The sequence below is a fragment of the Nesterenkonia lacusekhoensis genome (assembly GCF_017876395.1).
Classification (GTDB): domain Bacteria; phylum Actinomycetota; class Actinomycetes; order Actinomycetales; family Micrococcaceae; genus Nesterenkonia; species Nesterenkonia lacusekhoensis.
In genome coordinates this window covers 208774-229987 of record NZ_JAGINX010000001.1, presented here as the reverse complement: position 1 = coordinate 229987, position 21214 = coordinate 208774, and the positions used below count along the sequence as shown (strand labels likewise).

18 protein-coding genes are annotated in these 21214 nt (G+C 65.7%); 2 read left to right on the top strand and 16 right to left on the bottom strand.

Annotated features, from left to right (window positions below):
• The 16 genes from rplP to rpoB form a co-directional block, all read right to left on the bottom strand.
• Positions 1-417, bottom strand: coding sequence for a 50S ribosomal protein L16 (rplP, locus tag JOF45_RS01080; RefSeq protein ID WP_210047396.1), 417 nt, complete (start codon positions 415-417; stop codon positions 1-3).
• Positions 417-1232: a 30S ribosomal protein S3 gene (rpsC, locus tag JOF45_RS01075; RefSeq protein WP_210047395.1), complete on the bottom strand. Its 816-nt coding sequence runs from the start codon at positions 1230-1232 to the stop codon at positions 417-419. The genes rplP and rpsC overlap by 1 nt, the downstream gene beginning before the upstream one ends.
• The gene (gene rplV, locus JOF45_RS01070; protein ID WP_210047394.1) at positions 1232-1597 is read right to left on the bottom strand and encodes a 50S ribosomal protein L22; all 366 of its coding nucleotides are present in this window, start codon (positions 1595-1597) and stop codon (positions 1232-1234) included. Before rplV ends, rpsC begins: the two co-directional genes overlap by 1 nt.
• Positions 1598-1653: 56 nt before the next feature.
• Positions 1654-1935: a 30S ribosomal protein S19 gene (rpsS, locus tag JOF45_RS01065; RefSeq protein ID WP_188684523.1), complete on the bottom strand. Its 282-nt coding sequence runs from the start codon at positions 1933-1935 to the stop codon at positions 1654-1656.
• Between the two features lie 12 nt (positions 1936-1947).
• The gene (gene rplB, locus JOF45_RS01060; RefSeq protein ID WP_210047393.1) at positions 1948-2784 is read right to left on the bottom strand and encodes a 50S ribosomal protein L2; all 837 of its coding nucleotides are present in this window, start codon (positions 2782-2784) and stop codon (positions 1948-1950) included.
• A 36-nt stretch (positions 2785-2820) separates the two neighbouring features.
• Positions 2821-3129 (bottom strand): 50S ribosomal protein L23, encoded by a 309-nt coding sequence (rplW, locus tag JOF45_RS01055; RefSeq protein ID WP_210047392.1) that lies wholly within the window; start codon positions 3127-3129, stop codon positions 2821-2823.
• Positions 3126-3761, bottom strand: a complete 636-nt coding sequence (gene rplD / locus JOF45_RS01050) for a 50S ribosomal protein L4 (protein WP_210047391.1) — start codon at positions 3759-3761, stop codon at positions 3126-3128. Before rplD ends, rplW begins: the two co-directional genes overlap by 4 nt.
• Before the next feature lie 5 nt (positions 3762-3766).
• Entirely contained in the window at positions 3767-4429 is a 663-nt protein-coding gene (gene rplC / locus JOF45_RS01045) for a 50S ribosomal protein L3 (protein ID WP_210047390.1), read from the bottom strand.
• Between the two features lie 22 nt (positions 4430-4451).
• On the bottom strand, positions 4452-4760 hold the full coding sequence (rpsJ, locus tag JOF45_RS01040) for a 30S ribosomal protein S10 (RefSeq protein WP_022871716.1): 309 nt from the start codon (positions 4758-4760) through the stop codon (positions 4452-4454).
• 408 nt (positions 4761-5168) lie between these two features.
• Entirely contained in the window at positions 5169-6359 is a 1191-nt protein-coding gene (tuf, locus tag JOF45_RS01035) for an elongation factor Tu (protein ID WP_210047389.1), read from the bottom strand.
• 130 nt (positions 6360-6489) lie between these two features.
• The gene (gene fusA / locus JOF45_RS01030; RefSeq protein ID WP_210047388.1) at positions 6490-8610 is read right to left on the bottom strand and encodes an elongation factor G; all 2121 of its coding nucleotides are present in this window, start codon (positions 8608-8610) and stop codon (positions 6490-6492) included.
• A 140-nt stretch (positions 8611-8750) separates the two neighbouring features.
• Positions 8751-9221, bottom strand: a complete 471-nt coding sequence (rpsG, locus tag JOF45_RS01025; protein ID WP_210047387.1) for a 30S ribosomal protein S7 — start codon at positions 9219-9221, stop codon at positions 8751-8753.
• Positions 9221-9595 carry a 30S ribosomal protein S12 gene (gene rpsL / locus JOF45_RS01020; protein WP_188684508.1) on the bottom strand — a complete coding sequence of 125 codons (375 nt, stop codon included), beginning with the start codon at positions 9593-9595 and terminating at the stop codon, positions 9221-9223. The genes rpsG and rpsL overlap by 1 nt, the downstream gene beginning before the upstream one ends.
• Before the next feature lie 324 nt (positions 9596-9919).
• Positions 9920-10480 carry a hypothetical protein gene (locus JOF45_RS01015; protein ID WP_210047386.1) on the bottom strand — a complete coding sequence of 187 codons (561 nt, stop codon included), beginning with the start codon at positions 10478-10480 and terminating at the stop codon, positions 9920-9922.
• A gap of 466 nt (positions 10481-10946) precedes the next feature.
• Entirely contained in the window at positions 10947-14834 is a 3888-nt protein-coding gene (locus tag JOF45_RS01010; RefSeq protein WP_210047385.1) for a DNA-directed RNA polymerase subunit beta', read from the bottom strand.
• A gap of 86 nt (positions 14835-14920) precedes the next feature.
• On the bottom strand, positions 14921-18424 hold the full coding sequence (gene rpoB, locus JOF45_RS01005) for a DNA-directed RNA polymerase subunit beta (protein WP_210047384.1): 3504 nt from the start codon (positions 18422-18424) through the stop codon (positions 14921-14923).
• Between the two features lie 330 nt (positions 18425-18754).
• Here rpoB and JOF45_RS01000 point away from each other — a divergent pair, with 330 nt between their 5' ends.
• Both JOF45_RS01000 and JOF45_RS13570 read left to right on the top strand, forming a co-directional pair.
• A complete protein-coding gene (locus tag JOF45_RS01000) occupies positions 18755-20611 on the top strand; it encodes a glycoside hydrolase family 3 C-terminal domain-containing protein (protein WP_342591360.1) in 1857 nt (618 codons plus the stop codon).
• On the top strand, positions 20578-21210 hold the full coding sequence (locus JOF45_RS13570) for a fibronectin type III-like domain-contianing protein (protein ID WP_342591359.1): 633 nt from the start codon (positions 20578-20580) through the stop codon (positions 21208-21210). Before JOF45_RS01000 ends, JOF45_RS13570 begins: the two co-directional genes overlap by 34 nt.
• Positions 21211-21214: the final 4 nt, after the last annotated feature.

Genomic DNA, 21214 nt, shown 5'->3' with positions numbered 1-21214 from the left:
TCACTCACCACTCTCTCGGCTGATCACGCGTGCCTTCATCGGCAGCTTGTGGATTGCCAGACGCAGGGCCTCCTTGGCGACCTCTTCGCTGACACCGGAAAGCTCGAACATCACGCGTCCGGGCTTCACGTTGGCGACCCACCACTCGGGGGAACCCTTACCGGAGCCCATACGGACCTCGGCAGGCTTCTTGGTGAGCGGGTGGTCCGGGTAGATGTTGATCCAGACCTTACCGCCACGCTTGATGTGGCGGGTCATGGCGATACGAGCGGACTCGATCTGACGGTTGGTCACATAGGCCGGGGCCAGTGCCTGGATGCCGTACTCGCCGAAGGCCAGCTCAGTGCCGCCCTTGGCTCGGCCGCCACGCTTGGGCTTATGCGGCTTACGGAACTTGACGCGCTTAGGCATCAACATCAGTTCTGCCCTCCTTCTGCGGCAGGTGCCTCGGCGGCGGGCGCTGCAGCGGCCTCAGCCTGCTGGTCACCGCGCGAACGGCCACCACGACGACGACGCTCACCGCCGCGACCGCCACGGTCGTTGCGACCGCGTCCGCCGGACGGCTGGGAGGCCTGCTGGGCTGCGAGCTCCTTGGAGGTCAGGTCGCCCTTGTAGACCCAGACCTTCACGCCGATGCGGCCGAAGGTGGTCTTGGCCTCGTGCTTGCCGAAGTCGATGTTCGCACGCAGGGTGTGCAGCGGCACGCGACCCTCGCGGTAGAACTCCGAACGGGACATCTCAGCGCCGCCCAGACGGCCGGCGCACTGGATACGGATACCCTTCGCGCCTGCCCGCATGGCGGAGGAGATGGCCTTCTTCATCGCGCGGCGGAAGGCCACACGTGCGGCCAGCTGCTCGGCGACGCCCTGTGCGACCAGCTGAGCGTCGGTCTCGGGGTTCTTGACCTCGAGGATGTTCAGCTGGATCTGCTTGGAGGTGAGCTTCTCCAGCTCACCGCGGATGCGGTCTGCCTCAGCACCGCGGCGGCCGATCACGATGCCCGGACGTGCGGTGTGGATGTCCACACGCACACGGTCGCGGGTCCGCTCGATCTCGACCTTCGAGATGCCGGCGCGCTCGACGCTCTTCTCCAGCAGCTCGCGGATCTGGACGTCTTCCTTCACGAAGTCCTTGTAGCGCTGACCCTCTTTGTTGGAGTCGGCGAACCAGTGGGAGACGTGGTCAGTGGTGACGCCCAGACGGAAACCATTGGGGTTGATCTTCTGTCCCACTACTGATCCCCACCTTTCTCTTCCGTACCGACCACGATGCTCACGTGGCTGGTGCGCTTGTTGATGCGGTATGCGCGGCCCTGAGCACGGGGGCGGAACCGCTTCATGGTCGGGCCTTCGTCGACGCGTGCCTCAGTGATGTAGTAGTCGTCCTCGTTGAAGGCGACACCTTCCTTGTCCGCGTGCTGGCGAGCGTTCGCCAGAGCGGAGGCCACCACCTTGTACACCGGCTCAGATGCGCCCTGCGGGGCGAACTGCAGGATGGCCAGTGCCTCGTTGGCCTGCTTGCCGCGGACAAGGTCGACGACGCGCCGGGCCTTCATAGGCGTCACACGCAGGTAGCGCGCAATTGCCTTGGCTTCCATTGCTTTCCTTCTCTCGTCTTGTCTAGAAGTTCAAACGCTGCGGATCCCTCGCGGGGTCAGCGGCGCTTGCCCTTCTTGTCGTCCTTCACATGGCCGCGGAAAGTGCGCGTCGGAGCGAACTCGCCGAGCTTGTGCCCGACCATCGACTCAGTGATGAACACGGGGATGTGCTTACGTCCGTCGTGCACGGCGATGGTGTGGCCGAGCATGTCCGGGATGATCATCGAACGGCGGGACCAGGTCTTGATGACGTTCTTGGTGCCCTTTTCGTTCTCAGCGTCGACCTTCAGGTACAGGTGCTGATCAACGAAGGGGCCCTTCTTCAAGCTGCGTGGCATGTCTCCAGGCTCCTATCGCTTGTTCTTGGTACGACGGCGACGCACGATGAGCTTGTCGCTTTCCTTGTTGGGACGACGGGTGCGGCCCTCGGGCTTGCCGTTCGGGTTGACCGGGTGACGGCCGCCGGAAGTCTTGCCCTCGCCACCACCGTGCGGGTGGTCGACCGGGTTCATGACCACACCGCGGACGGTCGGGCGGACGCCCTTCCACCGCATGCGGCCGGCCTTGCCCCAGTTGAGGTTGGACTGCTCGGCGTTGCCCACCTGGCCGACGGTGGCGCGGCAGCGCACGTCGACGTTGCGGACCTCACCGGAGGGCAGACGCAGCTGGGCGTACTTGCCCTCGCGGGCCACCAGCTGGATGGAGGCACCTGCGGAGCGGCCCAGCTTGGCACCGCCGCCCGGGCGCAGCTCCACAGCGTGGATCTGAGTACCCAGCGGGATGTTGCGCAGCGGCAGGTTGTTGCCGGGCTTGATGTCGGCGTTGGGGCCGGACTCCACGGCGTCGCCCTGCTTCAGCTTGGCCGGAGCCAAGATGTAGCGCTTGGTGCCGTCGACGAAGTGCAGCAGCGCGATGCGGGCGGTGCGGTTGGGGTCGTACTCGATGTGAGCGACCTTCGCCGGCACGCCGTCCTTGTCGGAGCGGCGGAAGTCCACCATGCGGTACTGACGCTTGTGGCCGCCGCCCTTGTGGCGGGTGGTGATCTTGCCCGAGCTGTTGCGGCCGCCCGACTTGGACAGCGGCTTCAGCAGGGACTTCTCCGGGGTGTCCCGGGTGATCTCTGCGAAGTCGGCCACAGACGAGCCGCGCTGGCCCGGTGTGGTCGGCTTGAGGTTACGGATAGCCATGTTCTTCTTCCTCGATTAAGTGGTCTCCGACCGGCTTCAGCCGACCGGACCTCCGAAGATGTCAATGTTGAAGCCCTCTTTGAGGGTCACGATCGCACGCTTGGTGGCGTTGCGCGAACCCCAGCCGAAGCGAGTGCGCTTCCGCTTGCCCGGGCGGTTGATGGTGTTGACCGAGTCGACCTTGACGGAGAAGATCTTCTCCACCGCGTACTTGATCTCGGACTTGGTGGCCTTCGGGTCGACGAGGAAGGTGTACTTGCCCTCATCGATGTTGGCGTAGGACTTCTCCGAGACGACCGGCGCGATGACCACGTCCCGCGGATCCTTTTCAGTCAGGACGCTCACTTGGACTCCTCCTCGGTGTTGATGCGCTTCCCAGCACCAGCAGCGTGGGCGAGGAAGGCGTCGTAGCCGGCCTGGGTGAACACGACGTCGTCGGAGACGATGACGTCGTAGGTGTTCAGCTGGTCGGCGTAGAGAGTGTGGACGGTCGGCAGGTTGCGGGTCGACAGCGCTGCGGCGTCGTCGCTGCGGTCGATCACGACCAGCCAGTTGCGGTTCGCGCTGCCCAGGCCGGCCAGTGCGTCCTTGGCGGCCTTGGTGGACGGAGCACCGGAGACCAGTGCGTCGACCACGTGGACGCGACCGTTGCGAGCCCGATCGGAGAGGGCACCACGCAGGGCGGCGGCCTTCATCTTCTTCGGGGTCTTCTGGCCGTAGCTGCGCGGGACCGGGCCGTGGACAATGCCGCCGCCGATCATGTGCGGGGCCTTCATGGAGCCCTGACGTGCGCGGCCGGTGCCCTTCTGGCGGAACGGCTTGGTCCCGGTGCCCGAGACCTCGGAACGGGTCTTGGCCTTGTGGGTGCCCTGACGGGCTGCGGCCTGCTGCGCCACGACGACCTGGTGGATCAGCGAGACGTTGGTGTTGGCGTCGAAGACCTCTGCGGGGAGGTCGACGGAAACCTTGTTGGCCATGTGGATCATGCTCCCTTCACTGCGGTGCGGACCAGGACGACCTGGCCGCGAGCACCGGGAACGGCGCCCTTGATGAGCAGCAGGTTCTTCTCGGCGTCCACTGCGTGAACGGTGAGGTTCTGCGTGGTCTGGCGGTTGTTGCCCATGCGGCCGGCCATGCGCACACCCTTGAAGACGCGGCCCGGGGTGGCTGCGCCACCGATGGCACCCGGCTTGCGGTGGTTCTTGTGCTGGCCGTGGGAAGCGCCCACACCGGCGAAGCCGTGACGCTTCATGACGCCGGCGAAGCCCTTGCCCTTGGTCTTGCCGATGACGTCGACCTTCTGTCCGCCCTCGAAGGCCTCGACGGTCAGGTCCTGGCCGAGCTCGTACTCGGAGGCGTCAGCGGTGCGGACCTCGACGACATGGCGACGCGGGGTCACGCCTGCCTTCTCGAAGTGTCCGGCCAGCGGCTTGGTGACCTTGCGAGGATCGATCTGGCCGTAGCCGATCTGGACGGCGCTGTAGCCGTCGGTCTCGCTGTTGCGGATCTGGGTGACGACGTTGGAATCGGCCTGCACGACAGTGACCGGGATGAGGGTGTTGTCCTCGTCCCAGACCTGGGTCATGCCGAGCTTCGTGCCCAGCAGTCCCTTGACGTTCAGTTCAACGCGGGAAATGGTGGTCATAGTCTCTCAGCACCTCCCTGCTTCAGAGCTTGATCTCGATGTTGACGTCAGCAGGCAGGTCGAGACGCATCAGCGAGTCGACGGCCTTCGGCGTCGGGTCCACGATGTCGATGAGGCGCTTGTGGGTGCGCATCTCAAAGTGCTCGCGGCTGTCCTTGTACTTGTGGGGAGAACGGATCACGGCGTACACGTTCTTCTCGGTGGGAAGCGGCACGGGGCCGACGACCGTTGCACCTGCACGCGTGACCGTGTCGACGATCTTCCGGGCCGAAGTGTCGATGACCTCGTGGTCATAGGACTTCAGCCGGATGCGGATTTTCTGTCCCGCCATGGCGACAAGCCTCTCTGTTCATGGTTCGTCTCGTCATTCGTCGCAGCCCGTTGACGCGAGTCCTCGCGAACTCACAGAAAGGCGTCTTCCACAGTGGGGACCTTCTGCTGTTATGGGCTGCCCGAGAGAGTGAATCCGCTGGGGCCGCGTGGCCCGCAGTGGGTTCCTCACCCTTCCGGTGACCGGCCCCCGCGGTCGGGCGTGTCGCTTAGATGAGCAGAACAGTTCTGCGCACAGCAGTACACCCGCGGTGTGCCGGCTTCGATGTGGTGGTCTCTGAGCTCACGCAGGACGCCAGAAAGGACATACCTCTGCGTGAACAACTTGTCTATTCTGACACACGAACGCCCCCGACGCAAAGCGTCGGGGGCGTTCGTGATAACGAGGCTGGCTAGGAGCCCAGAATCATCACTTGATGATCTTGGTGACCTTGCCCGAGCCCACGGTGCGGCCACCCTCACGGATGGCGAAGCCGAGGCCCTCCTCCATTGCGATCGGCTGGATGAGCTCAACGGTCATCTCGGTGTTGTCACCGGGCATGACCATCTCGGTGCCCTCCGGCAGGTCGATGACGCCAGTCACGTCAGTGGTCCGGAAGTAGAACTGCGGACGGTAGTTGGTGTAGAAGGGGTTGTGGCGGCCGCCCTCATCCTTGGACAGGATGTAGACGTTCGCCTCGAAGTTGGTGTGCGGGGTGATGGAGCCGGGGGCTGCCACGACCTGGCCGCGCTCAACGTCGTCACGCTTCAGACCGCGAAGCAGCAGACCGCAGTTCTCGCCGGCCCATGCTTCGTCGAGCTGCTTGTGGAACATCTCGATACCGGTCACGGTGGTCTTCTGCTTCTCACGGATGCCGAGGATCTCGATGTCGGAGTTGATCTTCAGCGTACCGCGCTCGGCGCGACCGGTGACGACAGTGCCGCGACCGGTGATGGTGAAGACGTCCTCGATGGGCATGAGGAACGGCTTGTCCTTGTCACGCTCCGGCTCGGGGATGAAGCTGTCGACAGCCTCCATCAGGTCCTCGACGGTCTTGACCCACTCGGCGTCGCCCTCGAGGGCCTTCAGGCCGGAGGTGCGGATGACCGGCGCGTTGTCGCCGTCGAACTCCTGCTCGGACAGCAGCTCGCGGACCTCCATCTCGACGAGGTCCAGCAGCTCCTCATCCTCGACCATGTCGGACTTGTTCAGAGCCACCAGCAGTGCCGGGACGCCGACCTGGCGTGCCAGCAGCACGTGCTCGCGGGTCTGTGCCATCGGGCCGTCGGTGGCGGCGACCACGAGGATCGCACCGTCCATCTGAGCAGCACCGGTGATCATGTTCTTCACGTAGTCAGCGTGACCGGGAGCGTCGACGTGTGCGTAGTGACGCGCCTCGGTCTGGTACTCCACGTGGGAGACGTTGATCGTGATGCCGCGCTCGCGCTCCTCAGGAGCGTTGTCGATGGACGCGAAGTCACGCTGGTCGTTCAGGTCCGGGTACTTGTCGCCCAGGACCTTGGAGATGGCGGCAGTCAGGGTGGTCTTGCCGTGGTCGACGTGACCGATGGTGCCGATGTTGAGGTGCGGCTTGCTCCGCTCGAACTTTGCCTTGGCCACAGGTTCCTCCTATAGAACTTGTTCAGGTCAGAAGACTTACTTCAGCCGCACGGGTGTCGAGGCTGAAACTCTCGCAAGTCTACTAAGTGGGTGTTTGTTTGGGGAAATCAGACGGGAATGAGCGTGCCGCTCACTCGCCGCGGTTCTTCTCGATGATCTCCTCGGCCACAGCCTTCGGCACCTCAGCGTAGGAGTCGAAGGTCATGGTGAAGACGGCACGTCCCTGAGTGCGCGAACGCAGCTCACCGATGTAGCCGAACATCTCCGACAGCGGCACGGAGGCCTTGACGACCTTCACACCTGCGGCGTCCTCCATGGACTGGATCTGGCCGCGGCGGGAGTTCAGGTCACCGATGACGTCGCCCATGTACTCCTCGGGAGTACGGACCTCGACGGCCATCGTGGGCTCGAGCAGCACCGGCTTGGCGCGCTTCGCACCCTCCTTGAAGGCCTGCGAGCCGGCGAGCTTGAACGCCATCTCGGAGGAGTCGACGTCGTGGTACTGGCCATCCTTCAGGGTGGCCTTGACGCCGACCAGCGGGTAGCCGGCCAGGATGCCGAGCTGCATGGCGTCATGGATGCCGGCGTCCACGGACGGGATGTACTCGCGCGGGATGCGGCCGCCGGTGACGGCGTTCTCGAACTCGTACATCTCGTCATCGGCACCCTGCACCTCGAGAGGCTCGAAGTCGAGGATGACCTTTGCGAACTGACCGGAGCCACCGGTCTGCTTCTTGTGGGTGTAGTCGACGTCGGTGACCTTCTGGCGAATGGTCTCGCGGTAGGCCACCTGCGGCTTGCCGACGTTCGCCTCCACCTTGAACTCGCGCTTCATGCGGTCCACGAAGACGTCGAGGTGCAGCTCGCCCATACCGCCGATGACGGTCTGGCCGGTCTCCTCATCCAGGGAGACGGTGAAGGTCGGGTCCTCAGCCACCAGCTTCTGGATGGCGGTGGACAGCTTCTCCTGGTCGCCCTTGGACTTGGGCTCGATCGCCACGTTGATGACCGGCTCCGGGAAGCTCATGGACTCCAGGACGATCGGGGCGTCGAGGCTGGAGAGGGTGTCACCGGTGGTGACGTCCTTCAGGCCGATGACCGCGTAGATGTGGCCCGCCTGGACCTCCTCCACCGGGTTCTCCTTGTTGGCGTGCATCTGGAAGAGCTTTCCGATGCGCTCCTTCTTGCCCTTGGTGGAGTTCAGGATCTGCGTGCCCGAGGACAGGTTGCCCGAGTACACGCGGATGAACGTCAGCTGACCGAAGAACGGGTGCGACGCGATCTTGAAGACCAGAGCGGAGAACGGGTCAGCCTTGGAGGGCTTACGGGTGAGGATCTCGTCCTCGTTGCCCGGTGCGTGGCCCTCCATGGAGGAGATGTCTGCCGGGGAGGGCAGGTAGTCCACCACGGCGTCGAGCATGGGCTGGACACCGCGGTTCTTGAAGGCGGAGCCGCAGAACACGGGGTAGGCCTCGCCGGCGACGGTCAGGGCACGGATGCCCTTCTTGAGCTCGTCGACGGTGAGCTCCTCGCCGCCGAGGTACTTCTCCATGAGCTCCTCGTCGGCCTCGGCCACGTTCTCGATGAGCTCGTCGCGGTACTGCTCAGCGCGCTCCTTGAGGTCCTCAGGGATCTCCTGGGTCTCGTAGGCGGCACCCATGGTGACGTCGCCCTTGGCGTCGCCGGGCCACACCAGGGCCTTCATGGAGAGCAGGTCCACGACGCCGACGAAGTCGGACTCGGAGCCGATGGGCAGCTGCATCACCAGCGGCTTGGCGCCCAGGCGCTCCTTGATGGTGTCCAGGGTGAAGTAGAAGTCAGCGCCCAGCTTGTCCATCTTGTTGACGAAGCAGATGCGCGGGACGTTGTACTTGTCGGCCTGGCGCCACACCGTCTCGGACTGCGGCTCCACACCCTCCTTGGCGTCGAAGACGGCGACGGCGCCGTCGAGCACGCGCAGGGAGCGCTCGACCTCGACGGTGAAGTCGACGTGGCCGGGGGTGTCGATGATGTTGATCTGGTTGTTCTCCCAGAAGGAGGTCACCGCGGCGGAGGTGATGGTGATGCCGCGCTCCTTCTCCTGTTCCATCCAGTCCGTCGTCGAGGCACCATCGTGAGTCTCACCGATCTTGTGGTTCAGGCCGGTGTAGAACAGGATGCGTTCGGTGGTGGTGGTCTTACCGGCATCGATGTGAGCCATGATGCCGATGTTGCGGACCTTGTTCAGGTCGGTGAGCACGTCTTGTGCCACGGTGAATCCCCTTAAATAAGCGGTTTTTCTCGGTCTTCAGGTTACTCCGAAAAGGTCCCTCGACCTAGGAAGGTCACAGGGGGTTCCTGACGTCGGAAGCCCGTGCAGCCTGGTCAGGTCTGCACGGGCGACGACAGGGACTACCAGCGGTAGTGGGCGAAGGCCTTGTTGGACTCGGCCATCTTGTGAGTGTCCTCGCGGCGCTTCACAGCGGCACCCAGGCCGTTGGAGGCGTCGAGGATCTCGTTCATCAGACGATCGGTCATCGTCTTCTCGCGGCGGTCCTTGGAGTAGCCGACCAGCCAGCGCAGGGCCAGCGCGGTGGCGCGTCCGGGCTTGACCTCGACGGGCACCTGGTAGGTGGCACCGCCGACGCGGCGGGAGCGGACCTCGAGAGCGGGACGGATGTTGTCCATCGCGGTCTTGAGGGTGTCGACTGCGTTCTCGCCGGTCTTCTGAGCCACGCCGTCGAGAGCACCGTAGACGATGCGCTCAGCGGTGGACTTCTTGCCGTCGACGAGCACCTTGTTGATCAGCTGGGTGACCAGCGGGGAGCCGTGGACGGGGTCCTGGACGAGAGGGCGCTTAGGAGCGGGTCCCTTACGAGGCATTACTTCTTCTCCTTCTTCGCACCGTAGCGGGAGCGGGCCTGGCCACGGCCCTTGACACCCTGGGTGTCGAGGGCGCCGCGGACGATCTTGTACCGGACACCGGGAAGGTCCTTCACACGGCCGCCGCGCACGAGCACGATGGAGTGCTCCTGCAGGTTGTGACCCTCGCCCGGGATGTAGGCGGTGACCTCGACGCCGCCGCCGAGGCGCACACGGGCGACCTTACGGAGTGCGGAGTTCGGCTTCTTGGGGGTCGTGGTGTACACACGGGTGCACACGCCACGACGCATCGGGGAACCCTGCAGAGCAGGGGTTGCGTTCTTCGCGCGCTTGGGCGAGCGGCCCTTGCGCACCAGCTGCTGAATAGTAGGCACTATGCGTTCTCCATACGTGGTTCAGGGGTGATGTTCGAGGCCGGGCCTCTGGCAGTCTCCCCGCGGGCGATCAGTTCTCGCACACTCCGCGGGAAGGGCCCCTAGGCGTGCAAAAATGTGGCATTCGTTGCGCAACTTCCCCGCAACCCGGACCGAGTCCCTCTGCCACACAGAAACAATCGAATCAACTGTAGCAGGTCGCGGCGCGTCATGCGAGAGGGCGGCCTGGATACGCCTGTGCATGCACCTTCTGCGCGTGCATCCCCGGGCCTGGGCATGCACGGACAGGAACACCATGCAGACGCGGCCCGCCGCCGGTCAAGCTCACTTCTGCGGAACGCAGGCACGGAGCAGCGCCGCCTCGATGGTCGCGAGGCTGTTGAGGTCATCCCATACGAACCGCACCATCCTCCGTCCGGTGCTGCGGATATCGTCCTCTCGACGCTTCTCCGCGACCACCGCCTGCGCCGCATCGGCCCTGTTCAGTGGGCCTCCCCCGCGGCGGTACTTCTGCAACCCGTCGAACTCCACCACGACGCCGGCCTCCTCGAACTCGGCATCTGCCCAGTAGGTCCGGCCACGGACGGTGATGGGAACCTGCAGGGCGGGCACGCCGAAGCCCAGGTCCTTCATGAGCACACGCATCAGCGACTCGCCCGCCGACTCACTGCGCTGATCGGCTGCGTCGAGGGCGTCCAAGAACCGGCGGCGGTGCCGCTTCACCGTCATCTGCTGGGCGTGATCTGCCAGAACGTCACGAGGCACTCCCCCGGCCTGCTGCACCAGGCTCCCGCGGCTTCCGGGACGCCGTGGTCCGGCGAGGACCGCATCCAACACCACGACGCCGGCCGCTCGGCTCATCCGCGGCACGGTGTCGGTGAGCACTGGAATCAGCTCCTCCACCCGGTACCCGTGTGCTGGTCCACGCGCCGCGCGGAGGATGGAGGCAGGCGCACCGGTGGCCTGAGGCAGAGGTTCTGTGGCCCAGCGCCGCAGACCGAAGCCGAGCAGCCCTGCGGCTGAGGACCTGGCGCCGCCACTCGGTGCTGCGGATCTGCGTGCCGGCACACGGCCTGCTCTGCTGCGTCGCGAGGCACGGACGGTCACGTCCTCGGGCGCTCTGAGCAGCGGCAGGTCCCAGAGTCTCTGCGGCTGCGCCTGCTCCGGTCAGGGCCGTCTATGCCCAGGGGAAATGGCCATGCCACACCTACGTAGAGTGGGCATCGCCAAAAGTGGTGGGCATAGCCACGAGTGGGGCCGGGGAGCCCGCAGATGCGAGAAGGCCCGGGCCCCGCAGAGAGGACCCGGGCCTTCGTCAGACCTCAGTCAGAGACTCGCGCTGATCAGGCGATCACCGGAAGTCGACATCGGTGTTGTAGTCATCCAGCGGGATGGCGTGGAACTCGCCCTCGCCCTCCGCACCGGCGTAGTCGAAGCTCGAACCGTAGAGGCTCGGGCCGGTGAACAGGTTGGCTTTGGCCTCCTCAGTCGGCTCCACACTGGACTGCGTGTAGCGGTCCAGACCGGTGCCGGCCGGGATGAGCTTACCGATGATCACGTTCTCCTTCAGGCCCAGCAGCGGATCGGACTTGCCCTCCATCGCTGCCTGGGTGAGGACTCGGGTGGTCTCCTGGAAGGAGGCCGCCGAGAGCCAGGAGTCGGTGGCCAGCGAGGCCTTCGTGATGCCCATGAGCTCGTCACGGCCGGATGCGGGCTGTGCGCCCTCGGCCACGGCCTTCCGGTTCTCCGCGATGAAGCGGAACCGGTCGGTGAGCTCACCCGGCAGCAGGTTGGTGCCGCCGGAGTCGATCACGGTGATGCGCCGCAGCATCTGACGGACGATGACCTCCACGTGCTTGTCGTGGATGCCCACGCCCTGGGACTGGTAGACGTCCTGGACCTCGGAGACCAGGAACTTCTGCGCAGACCGCGGGCCGAGCACACGGAGGACCTGCTTGGGATCCACCGCACCGGCCACCAGCTGCTGGCCGACCTCGACGTGCTCGCCGTCCTCGACGAGCAGACGGGCACGGCGCAGCACCGGGTAGGCCTGCTCCTCGGAACCGTCATCCGGGGTCAGCACCAGGCGCAGCTGCTTATCAGCTTCCTCGATGCGCACCCGACCGGCGGTCTCCGCGATCGGAGCCACACCCTTCGGAGTACGGGCCTCGAAGAGCTCCTGGATACGGGGCAGACCCTGGGTGATGTCGTCAGCCGAGGCGATACCACCGGTGTGGAAGGTACGCATGGTCAGCTGCGTGCCGGGCTCACCGATGGACTGTGCGGCGATGATGCCCACGGCCTCACCGATGTCCACGCGCTTGCCGGTGGCCAGCGAGCGGCCGTAGCAGTGGGCGCAGGTTCCGACGGCGGACTCACAGGTCAGCACGGAGCGGACCTTGATCTCGGTGACGCCGGACTCGAAGAGGCTCTGGATGAGCACATCTCCGACGTCGGAGCCGGCCTCGGCCAGCACAGTGCCGTCCTCAGCGGTGACGTCCACAGCAAGGGTGCGGGCGTAGGCCGAGTTCTCGACGGCGTCGTGCAGCTTGAGCTCGCCGTTCTCGTCCGCCACAGCGATCGGCACGGTGAGGCCGCGGGAGGTGCCGCAGTCCTCTTCGCGCACGATGACGTCCTGCGAGACGTCCACCAGACGACGGGTCAGGTAGCCCGAGTTCGCGGTCTTCAGCGCGGTGTCCGCCAGGCCCTTACGAGCACCGTGGGTCGCGATGAAGTACTCCAGCACAGACAGGCCCTCGCGGTAGGAGGACTTGATCGGACGCGGGATGATCTCACCCTTCGGGTTGGTCACCAGGCCACGGATTCCGGCGATCTGCCGGACCTGCAGCCAGTTACCACGTGCACCGGAGGTGACCATGCGGTTGATGGTGTTCAGACGGTCCATGCCGTCCTTCATCGCACCGGCGACCTCGTCGGTGGCCTTGGACCAGATCTCGATGAGCTCGGAGCGGCGCTCCTCATCACCGATCAGACCCAGGTCGTACTGGGACTGGACCTTGGCGGCCTGGTCCTCGTAGGAGTCCATGATGACCTTCTTGTCCATGTCCGAGGTCACGTCGCTGATGGCGACGGTGACGCCCGAACGGGTGGACCAGTAGAAGCCGGCATCCTTGAGGTTGTCCAGAGTCCGCGCAGTGGCCACCGTGGGGTAGCGCTCGGCCAGATCATTGATCAGAGCCGAGAGGGCGCCCTTATCGGCCACCGAGTCCTGCCACGGGTAGTCCGCCGGCAGCAGCTCGTTGAACAGCACCTTGCCCAGCGTGGTGTCCAGGGTGACCGGGGTGCCTTCCTCCCAGCCCTCAGGTGCGGGGACCTCCTTGGAGGGCACGAAGCCCTCCACGGTGATCTTCACCGGGGCGTTCAGGTGCAGCTCCCGCAGGTCGAAGGCCATCTGGGCCTCACCCACGGAGGAGAAGGCACGGCCTGCGCCGACCTCGTCCTCGCGCTCAGTGGTCAGGTGGTGCAGACCGATGATCATATCCTGCGAGGGCAGAGCCACCGGGCGGCCGTCCGAGGGCTTCAGAATGTTGTTCGAGGACAGCATCAGGATGCGTGCCTCGGCCTGGGCCTCCGGAGACAGCGGCAGGTGGACCGCCATCTGGTCACCGTCGAAGTCCGCGTTGAACGCGCCGCAGACCAGCGGGTGCAGCTGCAGGGCCTTGCCCTCGACCAGCTGCGGCTCGAAGGCCTGGATGCCGAGGCGGTGCAGGGTGGGTGCACGGTTCAGCAGGACCGGGTGCTCGGTGATGATCTCCTCGAGCACGTCCCAGACCTGCGGACGCTGGCGCTCCACCATCCGCTTGGCGGACTTGATGTTCTGAGCGTGGTTCAGGTCCACCAGGCGCTTCATGACGAAGGGCTTGAACAGCTCCAGGGCCATCTGCTTGGGCAGACCGCACTGGTGCAGCTCCAGCTGCGGGCCGACCACGATGACCGAACGGCCCGAGTAGTCGACGCGCTTGCCGAGCAGGTTCTGACGGAAGCGTCCCTGCTTGCCCTTGAGCATGTCGGAGAGCGACTTGAGCGGACGGTTGCCCGGACCGGTGACCGGACGGCCGCGGCGGCCGTTGTCGAACAGCGAATCCACAGACTCCTGGAGCATGCGCTTCTCGTTGTTGACGATGATCTCCGGCGCGCCCAGGTCCAGCAGACGCTTCAGGCGGTTGTTGCGGTTGATCACACGGCGGTACAGGTCGTTCAGGTCGGAGGTCGCGAAGCGGCCGCCGTCGAGCTGGACCATCGGGCGGATCTCCGGCGGGATCACCGGAACGGCGTCGAGCACCATGCCCTCCGGCGAGTTGCCGGTGGTCAGGAAGGCGTTGAGCACCTTCAGACGCTTCAGGGCGCGGGTCTTGCGCTGGCCCTTGCCGTTGGCGATGATCTCGCGGAGGTTCTCGGCCTCGGCCTCCATGTCGAAGTTCTCCAGGCGCTTCTGGATCGCCTCGGCACCCATGTAGCCCTCGAAGTACTGGCCGTAGCGGGCACGCAGCTCGCGGAACAGCGCCTCGTCGCCCTCCAAGTGGGAGACGGTGAGGTTCTTGAAGCGGTCCCAGACCTTCTCCAGCTGCTCGATCTCAGCGTCGGCGCGCTTGCGGATCTGCGCCATCTGCTTATCGGCAGTGTCGCGGGCCTTCTTCTTCTCAGCGGCCTTGGCACCCTCAGCCTCCAGACGCTCGAGGTCGTCCTCGAGGTCTTTGGAGACGGCGGCGATGTCGGCGTCGCGGTTGTCGGCCAGGACCTTGAGCTCCTGGTCGATCTCGGCCTGCAGGTTGGGCAGGTCCTCGTGACGGCGCTCCTCGTCCACCGAGGTGATCATGTAGGCGGCGAAGTAGATGACCTTCTCGAGGTCCTTCGGCGCCAGGTCCAGCAGGTAGCCCAGGCGGGAGGGAACACCCTTGAAGTACCAGATGTGAGTCACCGGGGCGGCCAGCTGGATGTGACCCATGCGGTCACGGCGGACCTTGGCACGGGTCACCTCGACGCCGCAGCGCTCACAGATGATGCCCTTGAAGCGCACGCGCTTGTACTTGCCGCAGTAGCACTCCCAGTCGCGGGAGGGACCGAAGATCTTCTCGCAGAAGAGTCCGTCCTTCTCCGGCTTCAGGGTGCGGTAGTTGATGGTCTCCGGCTTCTTGACCTCACCGTGGGACCAGCTGCGGATGTCGTCACCGGTGGCCAGACCGATGCGCATCGTTCCGAATGAGGATTCGTGGGACATAGTCCTGTATCTCTCTTTTCTCTAAAAAATCGTGACGTCAGTGAAGAGCGCCGCACGCTCGAGGAGTTCGATCAGACCTCTGTGCGTCAAACTTCTTCGACACTGCTGGGCTCTGCACGGGAGAGGTCGATGCCGAGCTCTTCAGCAGCGCTGAAGCCGGTCTCCTCTGCGTCACGCATCGAGACTGCGCTGCCGTCGGCGGAGAGGACCTCCACGTTCAGGCAGAGCGACTGCATCTCCTTGATGAGGACCTTGAACGACTCCGGAACACCGGGCTCCGGGATGTTCTCGCCCTTGACGACGGCCTCGTAGACCTTCACACGGCCATGGATGTCATCGGACTTGATGGTCAGCAGCTCCTGCAGGGTGTAGGCGGAGCCGTAGGCCTCCAGGGCCCACACCTCCATCTCACCGAAGCGCTGACCGCCGAACTGCGCCTTACCGCCCAGCGGCTGCTGGGTGATCATCGAGTACGGACCGGTGGAGCGGGCGTGGATCTTGTCGTCCACCAGGTGGTGCAGCTTCAGGATGTACATGTAGCCGACCGCGACGCCCTCGGGGAACGGCTCGCCGGAGCGGCCGTCGATGAGGTCGGCCTTGCCGTTGGCGCCCACCAGCTGCTCGCCGTCGCGGGACGGGTTGGTGGACTCCAGGATGCCGGTGAGCTCTTCCGGCTCGGCGCCGTCGAACACCGGGGTGGCGACCTTGGTCGGGCCGGTCTCGCGCGGCAGATTCGGAAGCCCAGAGAGCCACTCGGGCTCGCCCTCGATCTTCCAGCCCTGCTTGGCGGCCCAACCCAGGTGCAGCTCCATGACCTGACCGATGTTCATACGGCCGGGCACACCCATGGGGTTCAGCACGACGTCGACCGGGGTGCCGTCGGGCAGGAAGGGCATGTCCTCCACCGGAAGGATCCGGGAGATGACGCCCTTGTTGCCGTGGCGGCCGGCGAGCTTGTCGCCGTCGGTGATCTTGCGCTTCTGAGCCACGTAGACACGGACCATCTGGTTCACGCCCGGGGGCAGCTCGTCGCCGTCCTCGGCGTCGAAGATACGCACACCGATGACGGTTCCGGACTCGCCGTGGGGCACCTTCAGAGAGGTGTCGCGGACCTCGCGGGACTTCTCACCGAAGATGGCGCGCAGCAGGCGCTCCTCCGGGGTCAGCTCGGTCTCGCCCTTCGGCGTGACGCGGCCGACCAGGATGTCGCCGGCCTCGACCTCGGCACCGATGTGGATGATGCCGCGCTCGTCCAGCTGGGAGAGCATCTCGTCGGAGACGTTCGGGATGTCCCGGGTGATCTCCTCGGCGCCCAGCTTGGTGTCGCGGGCGTCGACCTCGTGCTCCTCGATGTGGATGGAGGTGAGGACGTCGTCCTGAACCAGGCGCTGGGAGAGGATGATCGCATCCTCGAAGTTGTGGCCCTCCCAGGACATGAACGCGACCAGCAGGTTCTTACCGATCGCGAGCTCGCCGGCCTCGGTGGAGGGGCCGTCGGCGATGATGCTCTGACGCTCCACGCGGTCGCCCTCGGAGACACGCACACGCTGGTTGTACGCGTTGCCCTGGTTGGAGCGCTGGAACTTCATGATCGGGAAGTGGGTCTGGGTGCCGTCGTCGTTCATGACGGTGACCAGATCCGCGGCCACCTTGGTGACCACACCCGGCTGCTCGGCGGTGACCGAGTCGCCGGAGTCGACGGCGATGAACTTCTCCATGCCGGTGCCGACCACGGGGGACTCGGACTCCAGCAGCGGCACTGCCTGACGCTGCATGTTCGCGCCCATGAGTGCACGGTTGGCGTCGTCGTGCTCGAGGAACGGGATCAGAGCGGTCGCCGCCGACACCATCTGGCGCGGGGAGACGTCCATGTAGTCGATCTCCTCGGCCACGGTGAGCACGGGCTCACCCTCACCGCCGCGCTGACGGCACAGCACGGTCTCCTCGACGAAGCTTCCGTCCTCGTTCAGCGGCGCGTTGGCCTGAGCGATCTGGGCGGCCAGCTCATCGTCGGCGGTGAGGTACTCGATCTCCTCGGTGACCTTGCCGTCGACGACCTTGCGGTACGGAGTCTCGATGAAGCCGAACGCGTTGATGCGCCCGTAGGTCGCCAGCGAGCCGATCAGACCGATGTTCGGACCCTCAGGGGTCTCGATCGGGCACATGCGGCCGTAGTGCGACGGGTGGACGTCACGGACCTCCATGCCGGCGCGGTCGCGGGAGAGACCGCCCGGGCCCAGCGCGGAGAGACGACGCTTATGCGTCAGGCCGGCCAGCGGGTTGTTCTGGTCCATGAACTGGGACAGCTGGGAGGTTCCGAAGAACTCCTTGATGCTGGCCACCACGGGACGGATGTTGATCAGGGTCTGCGGAGTGATGGCCTCCACGTCCTGGGTGGTCATGCGCTCACGCACGACACGCTCCATACGGGACAGACCGGTGCGGACCTGGTTCTCGATCAGCTCACCCACGGCGCGGATGCGACGGTTGCCGAAGTGATCGATGTCGTCCACGCTGATCGGGAGCTCGATCTCCTCGCCGTCGCGGATACCCTTGATGGTCTCCTGACCTGCGTGCAGAGCGCACAGGTAGTGGATCATCGCAGTGATGTCCTCTTCGGTGAGGACGGAGGCGTCGGAGTCGGTGAAGTCCTTGTCCACGCCCAGCTTGCGGTTGAGCTTATAGCGGCCGACCTTGGCGAGGTCGTAGCGCTTGGGGGTGAAGTACAGGCCCTTCAGCAGCTGCTCAGCGGCCTCGACCGTCGGCGGCTCGCCCGGACGCAGCTTGCGGTAGATGTCCAGCAGGGCGTCGTCCTGGGACTCGAAGGTGTCCTTCTCCAGGGTGGCGCGGATGGAGTCGTAGTTGCCGAACTCCTCCAGGATGCGGGACTCGGTCCAGCCCAGCGCCTTCAGCAGCGCGGTGACCGGCTGCTTGCGCTTACGGTCCAGGCGCACACCGACCTGATCGCGCTTGTCGATCTCCAGCTCGAACCAGGCACCGCGGGAGGGGATGACCTTGGCGGTGTAGATGTCCTTGTCGCTGGTCTTGTCAGGGCTGCGCTCGAAGTAGGCGCCCGGGGAGCGGACCAGCTGGGAGACGACCACACGCTCAGTGCCGTTGATGATGAAGGTGCCGCGGTCGGTCATGAGCGGGAAATCGCCCATGAAGACCGTCTGCTGCTTGATCTCGCCGGTGTTGTGGTTCATGAACTCGGCCTTGACGTACAGCGGAGCGGCGTAGGTGGTGTCCCGCTCCTTGCACTCAGAGACCGGCATCTTCGGGTCGGCGAACTCCGGCTCCGAGAAGCTCAGGGACATCGTGCCCTGGAAGTCCTCGATGGGGGACATCTCCTCGAAGATGTCAGCCAGGCCGGAGGTGTCGGCGACGCCCTTGACGCCCTTCTGGCGCGCCTCCTCGACACGGGCGGCCCAGCGCTCGTTGCCGACGAGGCGGTCGAAGGAGTCGATCTGCAGAGCAAGCAGCTCCGGGACATCGAGGGGCTCGTGGATCTTTGCGAATGAGAGTCGGCCGGCGTATTCAGCGGTACGGGCCGAAGCAGCGGTTTGAGTTGAGGTGCTCGAGGCGACCAAGAGGGATCCTTCCACAGACCTTCGTAGCTTCCGTAGGAAATGCGCTCACCAGGATGCCCACCGCTATTTGAAGGCACGAAAGTAGAAGGGAAGCGCAAAGGTACAGACTATACGAGAGCCGGCGATCTTAGCAAGCCTTGCTCTGCCTGTGAAAGACGACACGACGAGAGTACACGATTCGAGCCTCCCTCAGCATGCTCAGCTGCGCCCGCTCCCCCGCGCCGAGGCACTGGAGCGGCCGGCACCAGTGCCATAGAGTCGTCGAGGAGAGGGCCGGACGAAGACCGCTCCCCACTCCCCTGCACGCCGACGACGCCGACGGAGGCTCCTTTGCCTGCTGAATCCACCACCGCTGACACCCGGCACCACGACTTCCTCGCCGCCGATCCCGCCCAGGTGGTCTCCGGGCTGACCGTCGAGCAGAAGGCCGATCTGGTCACCGGCGCCACATTCTGGACCACAGCGGAGATCTCCGGCTCCGGCTCGGCTCCGGACGTCCCCGCCATCATGCTCACCGACGGTCCCCACGGACTGCGGAAGCAGGCCGGAGCCGCTGATCACCTGGGCCTGGAGCAGAGTGTGCCGGCCACCTGCTTCCCGCCGGCTGTCGCATTGGGCTCCTCCTTCGACCGCGAGCTGGCACGCCGCGTGGGCGAGGCCATCGGCGCCGAGGCACAGGCCGAAGGGGTCGGCGTCGTGCTGGGCCCGGGCCTGAACATCAAGCGGTCCCCGCTCTGCGGACGCAACTTCGAGTACCTCTCCGAAGATCCGTTGGTCTCAGGAGAGATGGCGGCCGCCCTGACCGAGGGGATCCAGAGTCGGGGCGTGGGTGCCTCGCTGAAGCATTTCGCCGCGAACAACCAGGAGCATGACCGGATGCGCAGCTCCAGCGACGTGGATCCCCGCCCGCTGCGCGAGATCTATCTGCGCGGCTTCGAACGGGCCGTGAAACAGGCTCAGCCATGGACTGTGATGAGCTCCTACAACCGGATCAACGGCACCTCCGCCTCGGAGAACCACTGGCTGCTCACCGGAGTGCTGCGCGAGGACTGGGGCTTCGAGGGACTGGTCGTCTCAGACTGGTTCGCCGTGGCCGACCGGGCCAAGGCGCTGCAGGCCGGCCTGGACCTGGAGATGCCCACCACCGGCGGACTCAGCCGCCAGCGGGTGCTGGAGGCGCTGGGCTCCGGCGAGCTGGAGGAATCCGTGCTGGATGACTGCGCGGTCCGGGTCATCCGGCTGATCCAGCAGGTGCTGCGGGGAGCGCCTGAGGGTTCCGTCCCGGAGGGTTCCCCTGCTGAGGACTCCGCCGTCGTCGGCTCCGCTGCTGAGGCCTCAGCCACCGGCGCATCGTCGACCGAGGCGGCAGCTCAGACCGGTGCCCACCACGAACTGGCCCGGGAGGCGGCCGCCCGTTCGGCCGTGCTGCTGAAGAATGAGCAGCTGCTGCCGCTGGCGCCGCAGAGCTCCGTCGCGGTGATCGGTGAGTTCGCCCGTCAGCCGCGGTTCCAAGGAGCCGGCAGCTCACAGATCAATCCGATCCGCGTCGACGACGCCTACAGCGCCATCGTCGACGCCGCACAGGGCCCGGTCAGCTTCGCCCCCGGGTTCCGCCTGCCCGGGGAGGAACCCGCCGGCTCCGGCGCGGACCAGGACTGGACAGCACAGGACTCACCAGCGCAGGACCCGACAGCGCATCCGCAGACCCGCGCCGAGCAGCTGCGCAGCGACGCCGCTGAGACCGCAGCCGGCGCCGACGTCGCCGTCATCTTCCTGGGGCTTCCCGCTGAGACCGAGTCCGAGGGCTTCGACCGGGAGCACATCGACCTGCCCGCCGAGCAGCTCGATGTGCTGGATGCGGTGCTCGCCGCCAATCCGAACACCGTGGTGGTGCTCTCCCACGGCGGTGTGGTGACGCTGCCGTTCGCCCCTCGTGTTCCGGCCGTCCTGGACGCCTGGCTGCTGGGTCAGGCTGGCGGCTCCGCCACCGCTGACCTGCTCTACGGCGAGGCGAACCCCTCGGGGAAGCTCGCCGAGACCATCCCGCTGCGGCTGACGGACTCCCCGGCCTACCTGAACTTCCCGGGTGAGCACGGCCACGTGCGCTATGGCGAGGGGATCTTCGTGGGCTACCGGTGGTACGACGCCCGCAGATGGAGGTGGCCTTCCCCTTCGGCCACGGGCTGAGCTACACCCGGTTCGACTACGCGGACCTCGAAGTCGAGGCCGACGACGCCGGTCTGCACCTGCGGGCTGAGATCACCAACTCCGGTCAGCGCAGCGGGCGCGAAGTCGTCCAGGTCTATGTGGGCCGCCCGGAATCCTCCGTGGCCCGGCCTCCGCGCGAGCTCAAGGCGTTCGCCTCCGTGGAGCTGGCGGCCGGGCAATCGCGCACCGTTGAGCTGACCGTGCCGCGGGAGGACCTCGCCCATTGGGACATCCGCCTCGAGGACTGGGTGGTCGAAGGTGGACGCCATGCGGTCGCCGTGGGCGCCAGCTCCCGGGATCTGCGGCTGGAGACCACAGTGGAGCTGCCCGGCGATGAGGTCGCCCTGCCGCTGAGCGAGGAGTCCACACTGGGCGATGCGCTGGCCCATCCGGTCACCGGCCCGATGATCCGTTCGCAGCTGGAGCAGGCCGCCGGCGCCGATGACTCCGTCTTCAGCGCCGAGGGCATGCTGAGGATGATGGAGTCCTTCCCACTGGGACGGATCAGCAGCTTCGCAGGCTCCGGGCTGGACTCACAGAAGGTCCAGGAGCTGATCGCCCTGACCCGGAGGGACTGAGACC